Consider the following 14,458-nt stretch of genomic DNA (forward strand, 5'->3'; position numbering starts at 1 on the left):
CGTCATTGCTTAGTAAATATCAGTGAAAATAATGTGCTGATTTTGCACTTCAGGCCTGACATTTAGCATTGAGTTCGCAAAACATCTTTATCTACATCAGCGACATTAAAGGTAAGAGTATCGAGTACAAACTATGCACCAATTACTTTGGTATCATTAACTTACCATACGATTATTGGTTCACTGCATGACTTCTCTAGGGAAAATTTATACATTCATAAAAATGCCATCACGCTAATGTTTAATTAAATTAGGAATTTTCACGTAAAGCGCGTATAATTCGCGCCCGTTAATATTTATCCTTTTATATTCAAAATTATTGGAGCATAAAGATGGCTTTAGAGCGTACTTTTTCAATCGTAAAACCTGATGCAGTTGCTAAAAACCACATCGGTGCAATCTACAACCGTTTCGAAACTGCGGGTCTTAAAATTGTTGCAGCTAAAATGGTTCACCTTTCAAAAGAGAAAGCTGAAGGTTTCTACGCTGAGCACAGCGAGCGTCCTTTCTTCGGTGCTTTAGTTGAGTTCATGACATCTGGTCCAGTAATGGTTACTGTTCTTGAAGGTGAGAACGCAGTACTTAAAAACCGTGAAATCATGGGTGCTACTAACCCTGCTGAAGCACTAGCTGGTACTTTACGTGCTGACTACGCAGACAGCATCGACGAAAATGCTGTTCACGGTTCAGACGCTGTTGAATCAGCTGCACGTGAAATCGCATACTTCTTCGCTGACGAAGAAATCTGCCCACGTACTCGTTAATTTCGAGTTCACAGCTAAGTCTGTGATGCAGAAGAAAAAGGGCTTTCGGGCCCTTTTTTAGTCATTAGCTAAGCCTATTGTAAATCTGTTTAGCTAATGACTAAGTCGATTAAATAATATACAATCGCGCACCAAAACTACTTACCACCGTCACTGATTGAGGTTGTTTCATGACCACTGAAAAAAAGATTAATTTGTTAGATTTAAACCGAGACGCAATGCGTGAGCTATTCGTATCGTTCGGTGAAAAGCCATTCCGTGGCGATCAGGTGATGAAATGGATTTATCATTTTGGTGTAGACAATTTTGACGACATGACCAACGTCAATAAAAAGCTTAAAGAAAAACTAAAAGCTGAATGCGAAATTGTTGCCCCAGAAATCTCTGTTAAGCAAGTGGCAAGTGATGGCACCATCAAATACGCTCTATTACTTAAAGGTGGCCAAGAAGTCGAAGCTGTTTGGATCCCTGAAAAAGACCGTGCAACTTTATGTGTTTCATCACAAGTTGGTTGTGCTCTTGAATGTACGTTCTGCTCTACAGCACAACAAGGCTTTAACCGTAACTTATCTGTGTCTGAGATCATCGGTCAGGTTTGGCGCGTAGCTAAAGACATTGGCTTAGACGGTGACAGCACAAAACGCCCTGTGACTAACGTGGTAATGATGGGTATGGGTGAGCCTCTGCTTAACCTTAAAAACGTCGTACCTGCGATGGAGCTTATGATGGACGATTGGGGTTTTGGTTTATCAAAACGTCGCGTTACATTAAGTACATCTGGCGTGGTGCCTGCGCTTGACTTATTAAAAGAGAAAATCGACGTAGCGCTGGCTATTTCACTGCACGCACCAAACAATGAGCTGCGTGATGTACTGGTACCAATCAATAAAAAGTACCCAATCGAAGAGTTTTTAGCGGCGTGCCGTCGTTATATTGATGGCTCTAAAGCAAATAAAGATGTGACTATCGAATACGTTATGCTGCAAGGTGTGAACGACAGCACAGATCATGCACACGAATTGGTTAAAACACTAAAAGGGACTCCTTCAAAAGTGAACCTTATTCCGTTTAACCCATTCCCGGGTAACGAATATGGTCGCTCAAGTAACAGCCGCATCGACCGCTTTTCAAAAGTACTACAAGCAGCGGGCATTACCTGTATTGTGCGTCGTACACGCGGTGATGATATTGATGCAGCTTGTGGCCAATTAGTCGGCGACGTTGTTGACCGCACTAAGCGTTTAGCGAAGAAGAAAATGCGCGAAGATAACGCAATTGCGGTAAATGTTCACCAAGCATAATCACAATATTTAAAGTAAAGCCTTTGTGCTAAACCTTTTATTTTTAAAATAATAGATGCAACACAAAGGCTTTTCGGTAAGATAGGCATACGGAATCAAAGAAGAGATTAGGTAATGCGATCTATACTTGCCCTAACAGTTAGTACATTGGCATTAGCAGGATGTGTCACAGAAAATAGCTACGACGGCAGTAACAGACCCGTTGTTGAAAAAGAAATAAACAACAGTGGTGCGGCGCGCACCCGTATAGCCCTTGCTTTACAATACTTAAAAACAGGCAATAATTCTCAAGCTAAGTACAACTTAGAACGTGCTGCCGATTTTGCACCTGATATTCCCGAAGTTCATTATTCTCTTGCCTATTATTATCAACAGGTTGATGAACCAGAACTCGCCGATAAAGCCTATCAACGCGCATTAAAAATTGCTCCAAATGATCCAAACACCTTAAATAACTATGGTGTATTTTTATGTGGTATTGGCGAATACGACCGTGCCGCTGAAGAATTTCTAAAAGCTATCGCAATTCCTAGCTATATTCGAGTTGCAGAAAGTTATGAAAATTTAGCTTTGTGCGCAATTGAGTTTGATGACTTTGATAATGCAGAAAAATACTTAAAATCAGCTTTAAATCACAGTTCACAACGCGCTTCATCGCTGATCACTCTCGCTGGACTTTATTACGCTAAAAGTGATTTACACAAAGCAGAAAGCGTTTTAGAAAAGTACGAATCAACAGGCCGTGTTACCCCAAGAGCATTAATGCTCAGTTATTTAATTCAACAGCGAATGGGCCACATCGAGAAAGCTGAAAAAACAGCCGGGATCATTTTACAAACTTATCCAGGTTCGAGCGAAGCAAAGATAATTTCATCAGGCCAAAATAAACGCTCAGAATTTGAAATTCTACGCGAAAAATATCGTCAAGCTCAGTTAGAAGAGCTACAAATTTCAAGTGATAACTTAGCTGTGAGTAAAGAGCAGCCAAAAATTCGTATCGTAAAGAAAAAAGTACCGCAAACAAAGGCACGAACAGGTCAAAGCACGGCTCTGTCTGCTGAATCTAACTCAAAACCAGCTGCGCAAGCGCTAGCAACAACATCAAGTAATGATCAACAAGCGTACGGTATTGAACCATCAACAATTGATGAAAATAAAAGCCAGCAGACAGCTGCAAAGATTGAAACTGAAAGTACCGGCTTTAAAACAGTTACTTCAACACCAAAAAATAGTAACCAAGCTGTCGATACGTCAGCCGTAGTAAGCGCGCTATCTGTTGACGTTAACCCACAGGCCACTGCCTCAGTCAGCTTACCAAATACTAAAAATGATGACGTAACGATTGTCTCGTTTGGTGAACCACAATCTGCTTATAAGCCAGAGCCCTCGGTTTCATCAAATCAAGTCGAAGCGGACAGTTCAGGCAGTGTGGTATTTTACGAAGCACAAAAGGATGAAAGCGTATTTAGTACCGACTCTGGGTTTTCATCTACATCAAGCCAACCTAGCTATAATGTGAGTGCAGAGCAAGTACAACTCCCCATGCTAAACCCAAGTGTACCTGCGCTGAATATTCCCTACCATATTATTCAAAATGGCGAAAACCTATTTAGCATTTCGGTGCGATACAATGTTAAACTACAGCAGATTTTGCAGTGGAATGGCTTCAAAGAATCGGATCGGGTCGAAAACGGCACCAAAGTGTATTTAAATGATCCGAACATTTATCACACGATCACTGAAGGTGATACGTTGTACAGCATAGCCACCCAGCATGGCGTGTTAATTGATCAATTAATGCGCTGGAATAAATTGAGCCCAGATGTTGCCCTTGAACCTGGGCATAGACTCTTATTAGTGGACCCTGACTCATACTCATTATGAATGAAGAAAATAACCTAGAACAACCGCAAGAAACGCTCGGCCAAGCGCTAAAAAAGCGCCGCGAAGAAGCAGGAATGAGCCTTGAGCAACTTGCCAGTGCATTAAAACTATCCGTTTTACAGCTGCAACGCCTTGAGAACGATGAGCACGAACTACTCGGCCCTATTACGTTTGTAAGAGGCTACATTAAAAGCTATTGCCGTGAGCTTAAAATTGATACTCAGGCAATTCTTGCTCTTTTACCTGAGCAAGTTGAGCCAGCTAAAAAGTCAAAGATGCAGAGCTTTTCGCGTCGTACAGAAAAAGAAGCAAATGATAACCGCTTGATGCTGTTTAGTTACTTTATCTTAGCAGTGATCATTGGCTCATCGGTTTTTTGGTGGTGGCAAAATAGCTCACCAGCACTTGAAGAACAAACCGCGACCGTAATGCCAAGTCAGCTCGAAACCAGTGAACTTACACCAGCAACAGAACAGTTGAGCAGTGAAACTGAGCAACTTAACGCGCAACCAGCAACAAGTTCAGTGCCACCAGAGAGTGAAAATGCACAACCTGCTACCAATGATGCCAACGTCGTTGAAGCTAAAAAGCCTATTGAAGAGCAGAGTAATTTAGACCCAGAACACAGCACTGTGGTAATGCACTTCAATGAAGACAGCTGGGTAGAAATTCACGATGGCAATGGCGATCGTATCGCATTTGGAGTTAAAAAAGCCGGTTACGTGATGACCGTAACAGGCCCTCAGCCGTTTAATGTTGTACTTGGCAAACACCAAGTGGTTGATATTACTTTTCAAGGTGAAGCCGTCGACACCTCACATTTTGCCAAAAATCGCTTAGCCAAATTTACTTTACCGTTATCAGAGTAATCGCAATGTTTTCAGAATCTCCTATTAAACGCAGAAAATCGACCCGTATTAACGTAGGTAATGTACCAATTGGTGATGGTGCACCAATTGCCGTTCAGTCGATGACCAACACCAACACCTTAGATATCGATGCCACGGTTGCGCAAATTCAAGCTATTCAAGATGCGGGTGCCGATATTGTGCGCGTATCTGTGCCGACCATGGAAGCGGCTGAAGCATTTAAAAGCATTAAAGAGCAAGTCACTATTCCACTTGTGACCGACATCCACTTTGACTACCGTATTGCGTTGAAAGTGGCACAATATGGCGCGGATTGTTTGCGTATTAACCCTGGTAACATAGGTAGCGAAGAACGTATTCGTGCCGTTGTAGACTCAGCGCGTGAGCATAATATACCTATTCGAATTGGTGTCAACGGCGGTTCATTAGAGCGTGACTTACAAGAAAAATACGGTGAGCCAACACCAGAAGCCTTGCTTGAGTCAGCAATGCGCCATGTTGAAATCTTACAGCGTTTAGACTTTGATCAATTTAAAGTATCCGTAAAAGCCTCTGATGTATTTTTAGCGGTGGGAGCATATCGTCTACTAGCTAAAGAAATCGACCAGCCTTTGCATTTAGGTATTACCGAAGCAGGTGGTATGCGTTCGGGCTCTGTTAAATCAGCTGTTGGCTTAGGTATGCTGCTTGCCGAAGGCATTGGTGACACACTACGCGTTTCACTTGCTGCCGATCCGGTACAAGAGATCAAAGTGGGTTTTGATATTTTAAAATCATTACGCATTCGCTCACGCGGTATTAACTTTATTGCCTGCCCGAGTTGCTCACGCCAAGAATTTGATGTGGTAAGCACCATGAATCAGCTTGAAGAGCGACTAGAAGACGTGGTTGAGCCTATGTCAGTGTCTGTTATTGGTTGTGTGGTGAATGGTCCAGGCGAAGCACTCGTTAGCGACATAGGTCTTGCAGGAGCTAACCGCCGTTCTGGTTTATATATTAACGGTGAGCGTCAAAAAGCACGTATTGATAACGATAACATTGTTGATCAGCTAGAAGGTTATGTGCGTGACTTTATCGCCAAAAAAGAGAAAGAAACGCCAATCGACATCAAAATCGTTGAATAATTCGCATATACTCGGCAAACCCTCAGGTTTGCCGTTTACCTTTATCGCCCAAACGGTATAATAGCGGGTCAATTTTTTAGTTTTTCTTGATGCGCGATTTTTCAGCGCAAGTACAGTATTTAGGATTTATCAGTGGCAAAACAAATTCAGGCAGTTCGTGGTATGAACGATTGTCTGCCAGGCGATACGCAAATTTGGCAGAAAGTAGAAGACATTTTACGTGAAACAGTTTCATCGTTTGGTTATCAAGAAATTCGTTTTCCAATTGTTGAATCAACCGACCTTTTCAAGCGCTCTATCGGTGAAGTGACTGATATCGTAGAAAAAGAAATGTATACCTTTGCTGACCGTAATGGCGATAACCTAACACTTCGCCCTGAAGGTACTGCAGTATGTGTGCGTGCAGGTAATGAAAACGGTTTACTGTATAACCAAGAACAACGCTTATGGTACATGGGTCCGATGTTCCGCCACGAGCGCCCACAAAAAGGCCGCTACCGTCAATTCCACCAATTTGGTTTAGAGACATTCGGCATCGCCACTGCTGATATCGATGCAGAAGTTATTTTGCTGACAGCCCAATTATGGAAAGAGTTTGGTATTAGCGAACACGTTCGTCTTGAGCTTAACTCACTGGGCTCAAATGAAGCGCGTGCTGACTACCGTGATGCGCTTGTTGCCTATTTAGAACAGCATGTAGATGTACTAGACGAAGACTCAAAACGTCGTATGCACACTAACCCGTTACGCGTTTTAGATAGTAAAAACCCTGATGTACAAGCAATTTTGACTGATGCACCTAAATTATCAGAACACTTAGACGCTGAATCAAAAGAACATTTTGCAAATTTATGTGAACGTTTAGACGCTGCTGGCGTCGAATACACGGTTAATGAAAAACTAGTGCGTGGTTTAGACTACTACAACCGCACTGTGTTTGAATGGGTAACCGATAGCTTAGGCGCACAAGGCACTGTTTGTGCCGGTGGCCGTTACGATGGACTTGTAGAACAACTCGGTGGTAAAGCAACCCCTGCAGTTGGTTTTGCTATGGGTCTTGAGCGTTTGGTGTTATTACTTCAAGCCTTGGAATGTGTAGGTGACATCCGCCGTAGTGCTGATGTATATTTGGCAGCCATGGGCGACAAAGCAAGCATTCAAGCGCCAATTATTGCAGCTCAATTACGCAATGACGTTGCTGGCCTTCGTGTTATGGTTCACGCTGGCGGCGGCAACTTTAAAAAACAGTTAAAACGCGCAGATAAAAGCGATGCACTCGTGGCCGTTATTATCGGTGAAGATGAATTAGAACAAGGCGTTGTGACAATTAAGTACTTACGTGAGCGTAAAGAACAAGTCACCTTAAAACTAGAAGAAGCGAAAACGCTACTAGCTGAGCTTATTTAAGCCCAGCTAGCAACAGAGGTAAGCATGGAAATTTATTCAACTGAAGAACAACAAGCAGAAGCAATCAAACGCTTTTTCCGTGAAAACGGTTTAGCACTAGGTATTGGTATCGTAGCTGGTTTAGGTGGACTATACGGGTGGAAAGCGTATAACCAAAGCCAAATCACCAATGCAGAAAATGCATCTGATTCATTCAATCAACTTGTTGAAAGTGGTGCCGTGCTAGAGAATGCGGATAACTTCATTAAAAACAATAGCGAATCAAGTTATAGCACATTAGCTGCTTTTGTTGCTGCTAAAGAAGCAGTAGAGAAAGGTGACCTTGATACAGCAAGCGAAAAGCTAAACTGGATCATCACTAATGAACAAAATAAAGAGCTAAAAGCAACGGCAACAATGCGTCTTGCACGTGTTCACCTTGCACAAAAACAATTTGAGCAAGCATTAACAACCTTGAATGCACAGCTACCAGCATCATTCACCGCTGCAGTTGCTGAATTAAAAGGCGACGTTTATGCTGCACAAGGCGATAAAGCAGAGGCGCGCAGTCAATACCAAGCTGCTGCCGACAATGGTGGCCTTGATAACAATCCGTTATTACAAATTAAACTTGATGACTTAGCACAAACTAGCCCAGCGGCGTAAGGGGTTAAGATGAAAAAGTTAACAGCGGCAACACTTGCTCTGTGTATCGCAACCCTAACTGGGTGTTCGTCAAGTGATGACGAAGAAGAACTAGTATTACCGCAAATTGTTAATCAATTTGAAACGGACGTAGTGTGGCAAGAATCAATTGGTGATGGTGTTCAACACTATTTTTCACGTTTAACACCTGCGGTACACGATGATGTGGTGTATGTTGCAAACCGTGAAGGCCTAGTTGAAGCGCTATCGCTTGAAAATGGCAACACGCTATGGCAAACAGACGTACGTGAAAATGCATCTTTTTGGCCTTGGGAAACCACAGAAAGTGCCAAATTATCGGGTGGTATTTTACAAGCTTACGGCAAGATTTATATTGGCTCTGAACACGGCTATTTAACAGCCCTTGATCGCGAAACCGGTGAAATTGTTTGGCGCAAAACAATGCCTGGCGAAGTACTTGCTAAACCAGCTGCAGGCGATGGCCTAATTTTTGTAAACTTAGCTTCTGGCAAATTATTAGCTGTGCACCCAGATACAGGTGAAGAGCGCTGGCGCTTTGAACAAGAAGTACCACCGCTAACATTGCGTGGCCAAAGCTCACCAACCGTCGCAAATGGTGGTGTATTACTTGGCCTTGAAACAGGCAAGCTAAGCGTACTAATTTCAGAAAACGGTTACTCTGCATGGAGTGCTGAAATTGCCACACCAAAAGGGGCATCTGAATTTGAGCGTTTAGTTGATGTGGATACTCAAGCACTGATCAGTGGCCCATATGCTTACGCAATTGCCTATAATGGTAATTTAGCCGCTGTTGATATTCGTTCTGGTAATGTTGTTTGGAAACGTGAATATAGCAGCTACCGTGATTTATCTATGGATAGCCAGTCTATCTATGTAGTTGATAGCGATGGCGTTGTTTACGGTCTAGATAAGACATCAGGTATTGAGCGTTGGAGCCAACCGGCACTACGCGGCTGGTACTTAACAGGCCCAACTGTGGCTGGTAAGTATTTAGCACTGGGTGACCAAGAAGGTAACCTGCACTGGTTAGACAAAGAAACGGGCGAGCTTGTATCGCGCGAAGACTTTGACAGCTCAGGCTTCTTTATCGAGCCTGTTGTTGCCGGTGACAAATTAATTTTATACACCCGAGATGGTGAAGTTAGCGCGGTTAAAATCCCAAACTAACTTACTAATAGTAAACGTTATTTTTCTAAGGCTTCGCTTGGCGAAGCCTTTTGTTGTTTTTTTAAGAGGTAGTTTATGCTTCCCGTGATCGCTCTTGTTGGGCGACCCAATGTGGGCAAATCCACATTATTTAACCGTTTAACACGTACTCGTGACGCCCTCGTAGCCGACTTTCCAGGCTTAACACGAGATAGAAAATATGGCCAAGCTGACTACGATGGCTATGAATTTATCGTGGTAGACACGGGTGGTATTGACGGCTCTGAGCAAGGTATTGAAACCGAAATGGCTGAGCAGTCGCTATTAGCGATTGAAGAAGCCGATATCGTGTTATTTTTAGTTGATGCTCGCGCAGGTATGACTGCTGCCGACCAAGCGATTGCTAACCATCTACGCAAACAACAAAAGAAATGTTTTGTTGTAGCAAATAAAGTAGACGGCATTGATGCAGACTCATATTGTGCTGAATTCTATCAATTAAGCCTAGGTGAAGTGCATCACATTGCAGCGGCTCACGGCCGTGGTATCACGCAACTCCTTGATACGACTTTACAGCCAGTTATTGCTGAACTTGCAAGCGAAAGTGAAGAGCTTGAAGAAAGTGATGACGAACTAATTGATCTTTACAGCGAAGATGAAGAAGGCGAAAACAGCGAGCAAGCCTTTGCCGACAAGCCTATAAAGCTTGCTATTATCGGTCGCCCTAATGTTGGTAAGTCAACACTTACAAACCGTATCTTAGGTGAAGAACGTGTAATCGTTTACGATATGCCGGGTACCACCCGTGACTCTATCTATATTCCGATGACACGTAACGATAAAGAATACATCATTATCGATACCGCAGGTGTTCGTAAGCGTAAAAAAGTAAGTGATGTTGTTGAGAAGTTCTCAGTTATTAAAACATTACAAGCAATCGAAGATGCCAACGTCGTGTTACTAGTGGTTGATGCGCGCGAAGGTATTTCTGATCAAGACTTAAGCCTACTAGGCTTTGCTTTAAATGCAGGGCGTTCTTTAGTTGTTGCTGTAAATAAGTGGGACGGCCTTGATGATTACGTTAAAGAGCGTATTAAGTCAGAGCTTGACCGCCGCTTGGGCTTTATCGATTTTGCACGTTTGCATTTTATCTCTGCCTTACACGGCACAGGTGTTGGTCACTTATTTGAGTCAGTAGACGAAGCCTACGAGTCAGCAACTAAACGTATTAGCACAGCTATGCTGCGTCGTATCATGGATATGGCACAAGCCGATCACCAACCGCCACTTGTTCGCGGTCGTCGTGTTAAACTTAAATATGCTCACGCAGGTGGCTATAACCCACCACGTATCGTGATCCACGGTAACCAAGTTCATGACTTACCTGATAGCTATAAACGCTACTTAATGAACTATTATCGCAAAGCATTAAATATCATGGGTACGCCAATCAAAATTGAATTTAGAGAAGGCGACAACCCTTATGCTGGTCGTACTAACAAAGTGACCTTATCGCAAAAACGTAAAATCCGTGCGTTTGCGAAAGAAAATCGCAACAAGTCTTAGCCAATTGCTAAACTAAGTGTAAAGTATTAAAAAAAACCTTGTGAGTATGACTTACAAGGTTTTTTTATTACTAAAACTATGCTTTATTTAATAAACGAACAATAAATAGAGCAACATAAATGGACTTTTTAAGTCAGGTTATTTACGTCGATAACGTAGAAGAAGTACTCGACTTTTACTATCAAGCATTTGGTTTTAATACCAATCATATCAGTGATGATGCCGATTACGGTGAACTTGTTACAGGGCCTGTTAAGCTTGCTTTTGCAACCCATCCGCATGCGCAATCGTACTTTAAGCAAGGGTATATTCGTGCCCACCCTAAGCAACCTGCACTTGGTTTTGAGCTAAGGTTCAGCTGCCATAATTTAGTAGAAAGTTACGATAAAGCAGTGCTTGCTGGCGCTGAGCCATTGTGTCCGCCAACTAAAAAAGACGCCCAGCATTATGCGTATGTTCGTGCTATTGAGGGCACCTTGGTATGTTTAGTAGAAGATTAGCCTTTGGTAAGGTCAGTCTTTTGTAAGTTCCGTTTTAGTAAGGTCAGTGTGTAGCTCAAGGGTTAACTCGCGTAATAACTCGATTCGCTCCAAACTCATGTTTGATCGCGCCATTAACTTAGCCGTTAATGCTTCGGCATCAGTTTTAAGCTGCATGCCCTGCTCTGTTAATGAGATTACTTTTTTACGCTCATCTTCATTCGATACCTGACGCGTCAATAAACCTTTCGTTTCTAAGCGTTTAACTATCGGTGTTAAGGTGCCTGAGTCTAAGTGCGTATCATGAGAAAGCGCTTTTAAACTCACCTGATTTTTATACCAAAGTGAGTGCATCACAATATATTGCGGATAGGTCAAGTCATAAGCTTCAAGGATTGGTCTAAACGCTCTGATCAACGCATTTGTTGCACTGTATAAAGTGAAACATACATTGTCTGATAACTTGTTGCTCATGCTGCTACCCTAAACTGAAATACAGCCGTATTATTGCCTTAATTTAGTTTGCGCGCAAATTATTTTACGACGATCTATTGCCTTTTATAGTAAAGATCATTAAATTGATCGCAAATAGTTTGCGCGCAAATGTTTTGTGCAACTCATTAATTGATTCTAATACAGCAGATTCGAGGTTTATATGGCGACAAGTCAACAAATTCATTTAGTTTCACGCCCAACGGGTGTACCAACACAGGCTAATTTTGCGCAGGTAGACGTAACACTTCCTGATTTGAACGACGGCGAAGTGTTAATTAAAAATACCTGGATGTCAGTTGACCCTTATATGCGCCCGCGCATGATTGATCGTAAATCATATATCGCGCCATTTAACTTAAACGAAGTGATGGAAGCCGGTGCTATCGGCGAAGTGATTGAATCACGCAATGATGACTTTCCTGTTGGGAGCAAAGTAAGTCATATTAGCGGCTGGCGTACCATGCACATTAGCGATGGCAGCGACTTAACGTTACTGCCAAACGTACCATTACCAGACCAACTGTTTTTAAGTACTATGGGTATGACTGGGTTAACTGCATGGGCAGGTTTAACAAAGGTAATTAGCCTAAAAGAAACCGATACCGTGTTTGTTTCAGCTGCATCAGGCGCGGTAGGTAGCGTTGTTTGCCAAATTGCTAAGCTAAAAGGCTGTAAAGTGATTGCTTCGGTTGGCTCTGACGAAAAAGCACAAATGGTTAAAGCGTTGGGTGTTGATGCAGTAATTAATTACAAAACGGTAGCAAACCTAACAGAAGCCCTTGAACAAGCGGCACCACAAGGCATTGATGTGTACTTTGAAAACGTAGGTGGCGATCACCTTGAAGCAGCACTCAATGTAATGAACGATTACGGCCGTATTCCTGTATGTGGCATGATCTCAGGTTACAATAACGACACTGCACAGCCTGGGCCAAGCAACCTGTTTTATATCAACTCGAAAAAGCTCACCATGCAAGGCTTTATCGTGATTGATTACTTTGATCAATTTCCTGAGTTTATTGAGCAAATGGGTGCGTGGATCAGCGAAGGTAAAATTAAATCTGAAGAAACGGTTTACCATGGTATCGAAAATGCTGTTGATGCATTTCTTGGTCTGTTCGAAGGTAAAAATAAAGGAAAAATGCTGGTTAAGCTTTAACACCTAACATGCAAATAAAGCCTGTATCTTAGTTGGTACAGGCTCTATTTAGGCAAGTTTAAAAAATACGATTGCCGAAACAAGCATCCCTTGCGCTTACAATCCTTCATACTCAGCCTTCCTTGGTTTTAAAATTTGCTTTCTGCATTTAACCATATTCCAACAATCTGTTTCAGGTACGCCGTAATACCACGCTTTAAAAATAGGTTGATACTTTTCAATCACACGTTGTTGCATGCGTTTTGAAAAATGAGGCAAGTAAAAAGTTTTGATCACCGTAATATGCCTTTTAATCATCTTTCCTAAATTAAAACGTGCTTGGCGATACCTAATATCTGCTTTTTTAAACTCTCTGCTATCTGGTGCGAATTTTTGCATGTCTTGTTTAGGGCCTTCCGCCCAGCCAGCCACTTTATTCATTTGTTCAGCAAATGGCTTAACAGTAAACGTAACATAAATGGGGTCATCAGCATCGGTAGGCGCAAAACCTCGTGGAAACGCGCCTTGGTGATAATTAGGATGGGTCACAGTAAACTCAATCGATGCATAGGCATTAGGTTGTAATAAATCTAACCGCTCCCGCGGGAAGGTGATTTGCTCATTCGCATAGGCTGCTTTAAAATATTTATAACCAAATTCAATACCGCAACTACTATGACCACACGACTCTGAATAGCCCGACTCTATTAAAAAAGGGAACTCTGACACTGAGCCATCTTCTGTTTTAATTGTCACAACGATGGGCCCACGATAACCATGCGCTTCATCAAATAAATAATTACAACTTGTTGTAAACAAACAGGCCAGTAATACACCGCAAAATTGCACCACCTTGCGCTTACAATCCTTCATACTCAGCCTTCCTTGGTTTTAAAATTTGCTTTCTGCATTTAACCATATTCCAACAATCTGTTTCAGGTACACCGTAATACCACGCTTTAAAAATAGGTTGATACTTTTCAATCACACGTTGTTGCATGCTTTCTGAAAAATGGGGTAAGTAAACCGTTTTAGTCAACGTAATGTGCCTTTTAATCACCTTTCCTAAATTAAAACGCTCTTGGCGATACATTATATCTGCTTCTTTAAATTCTCTGCTATCTGGTGTGAATTTTTGCATGTCTTGTTTATAACCAGTCGCCCAGCCAGCTACTTTATTCATTTGTTCAGCAAAGGGCTTAACAGTAAACGTTACATAAATGGGGTCATCAGCATCGGTGGGCGCAAAACCTCGAGTAAAGACGTTGTAGTGATAATTAGGATGAGTAACTTTAAAAAGAATTGTTGCGTAGGCATTAGCTTGCAATAGGTCTAACCGCTCTCGCGGGAAGGTAATTGGCTCATTAGCATAGCTCGTTTTTAGATATCTATAACCGGAGTCTATGCCACAGCTACTATGACCACACGACTCTGTGTACACAGACTCTATTAAAAAAGGAAACTCCGACACTGAGCCATCTTCTGTTTTAATTGTCACAACGATGGGCCCACGATAACCATGCGCCTTATCGAGTACTGTAGTGCAACTTGTTGTAAACAAACAGGCCAGTAACACGCTCATAAACACCACTAATTTTTTCACACTATTGACCTTATAT

14 protein-coding genes are annotated in these 14,458 nt (G+C 42.2%); 11 read left to right on the forward strand and 3 right to left on the reverse strand.

The window, feature by feature from the left end; all coding sequences use genetic code 11:
• Positions 1-332 precede the first annotated feature (332 nt).
• From ndk to L1264_RS18270, 10 genes are all read left to right on the forward strand, one after another.
• The gene (gene ndk, locus L1264_RS18225) at positions 333-764 is read left to right on the forward strand and encodes a nucleoside-diphosphate kinase (protein ID WP_036972405.1); all 432 of its coding nucleotides are present in this window, start codon (positions 333-335) and stop codon (positions 762-764) included.
• Between the two features lie 170 nt (positions 765-934).
• Positions 935-2,065, forward strand: a complete 1,131-nt coding sequence (locus L1264_RS18230; protein ID WP_199527498.1) for a bifunctional tRNA (adenosine(37)-C2)-methyltransferase TrmG/ribosomal RNA large subunit methyltransferase RlmN — start codon at positions 935-937, stop codon at positions 2,063-2,065.
• A gap of 114 nt (positions 2,066-2,179) precedes the next feature.
• On the forward strand, positions 2,180-3,949 hold the full coding sequence (gene pilW / locus L1264_RS18235) for a type IV pilus biogenesis/stability protein PilW (RefSeq protein ID WP_199527497.1): 1,770 nt from the start codon (positions 2,180-2,182) through the stop codon (positions 3,947-3,949).
• Positions 3,946-4,818 carry a RodZ domain-containing protein gene (locus L1264_RS18240; protein WP_235382976.1) on the forward strand — a complete coding sequence of 291 codons (873 nt, stop codon included), beginning with the start codon at positions 3,946-3,948 and terminating at the stop codon, positions 4,816-4,818. Before pilW ends, L1264_RS18240 begins: the two co-directional genes overlap by 4 nt.
• Positions 4,819-4,823: 5 nt before the next feature.
• The gene (gene ispG / locus L1264_RS18245; protein ID WP_054553525.1) at positions 4,824-5,942 is read left to right on the forward strand and encodes a flavodoxin-dependent (E)-4-hydroxy-3-methylbut-2-enyl-diphosphate synthase; all 1,119 of its coding nucleotides are present in this window, start codon (positions 4,824-4,826) and stop codon (positions 5,940-5,942) included.
• Positions 5,943-6,074: 132 nt separating this feature from the next.
• The gene (gene hisS / locus L1264_RS18250; RefSeq protein WP_138558258.1) at positions 6,075-7,349 is read left to right on the forward strand and encodes a histidine--tRNA ligase; all 1,275 of its coding nucleotides are present in this window, start codon (positions 6,075-6,077) and stop codon (positions 7,347-7,349) included.
• Between the two features lie 24 nt (positions 7,350-7,373).
• Positions 7,374-7,994: a YfgM family protein gene (locus L1264_RS18255; RefSeq protein WP_135926786.1), complete on the forward strand. Its 621-nt coding sequence runs from the start codon at positions 7,374-7,376 to the stop codon at positions 7,992-7,994.
• 9 nt (positions 7,995-8,003) lie between these two features.
• Positions 8,004-9,182: an outer membrane protein assembly factor BamB gene (gene bamB / locus L1264_RS18260; protein WP_135926785.1), complete on the forward strand. Its 1,179-nt coding sequence runs from the start codon at positions 8,004-8,006 to the stop codon at positions 9,180-9,182.
• Positions 9,183-9,257: 75 nt separating this feature from the next.
• The gene (der, locus tag L1264_RS18265) at positions 9,258-10,727 is read left to right on the forward strand and encodes a ribosome biogenesis GTPase Der (protein ID WP_199527495.1); all 1,470 of its coding nucleotides are present in this window, start codon (positions 9,258-9,260) and stop codon (positions 10,725-10,727) included.
• Positions 10,728-10,846: 119 nt separating this feature from the next.
• Complete coding sequence (locus L1264_RS18270) at positions 10,847-11,227, forward strand: VOC family protein (protein ID WP_135926783.1); 381 nt, start codon at positions 10,847-10,849, stop codon at positions 11,225-11,227.
• Positions 11,228-11,239: 12 nt separating this feature from the next.
• Here L1264_RS18270 and L1264_RS18275 read toward each other — a convergent pair whose 3' ends face one another.
• Positions 11,240-11,680 (reverse strand): MarR family winged helix-turn-helix transcriptional regulator, encoded by a 441-nt coding sequence (locus tag L1264_RS18275; RefSeq protein ID WP_199527494.1) that lies wholly within the window; start codon positions 11,678-11,680, stop codon positions 11,240-11,242.
• 181 nt (positions 11,681-11,861) lie between these two features.
• Here L1264_RS18275 and L1264_RS18280 point away from each other — a divergent pair, with 181 nt between their 5' ends.
• Positions 11,862-12,860 carry an NADP-dependent oxidoreductase gene (locus L1264_RS18280; RefSeq protein ID WP_199527493.1) on the forward strand — a complete coding sequence of 333 codons (999 nt, stop codon included), beginning with the start codon at positions 11,862-11,864 and terminating at the stop codon, positions 12,858-12,860.
• Positions 12,861-12,956: 96 nt separating this feature from the next.
• On the opposite strand, the gene L1264_RS18285 is transcribed toward L1264_RS18280, so the two are convergent.
• Entirely contained in the window at positions 12,957-13,712 is a 756-nt protein-coding gene (locus tag L1264_RS18285; protein ID WP_199527492.1) for a hypothetical protein, read from the reverse strand.
• Entirely contained in the window at positions 13,699-14,442 is a 744-nt protein-coding gene (locus L1264_RS18290) for a hypothetical protein (protein ID WP_199527491.1), read from the reverse strand. Before L1264_RS18290 ends, L1264_RS18285 begins: the two co-directional genes overlap by 14 nt.
• Positions 14,443-14,458 lie beyond the last annotated feature (16 nt).

The sequence above is a fragment of the Pseudoalteromonas sp. APAL1 genome (assembly GCF_021532475.1).
GTDB classification, from domain to species: domain Bacteria; phylum Pseudomonadota; class Gammaproteobacteria; order Enterobacterales; family Alteromonadaceae; genus Pseudoalteromonas; species Pseudoalteromonas lipolytica_C.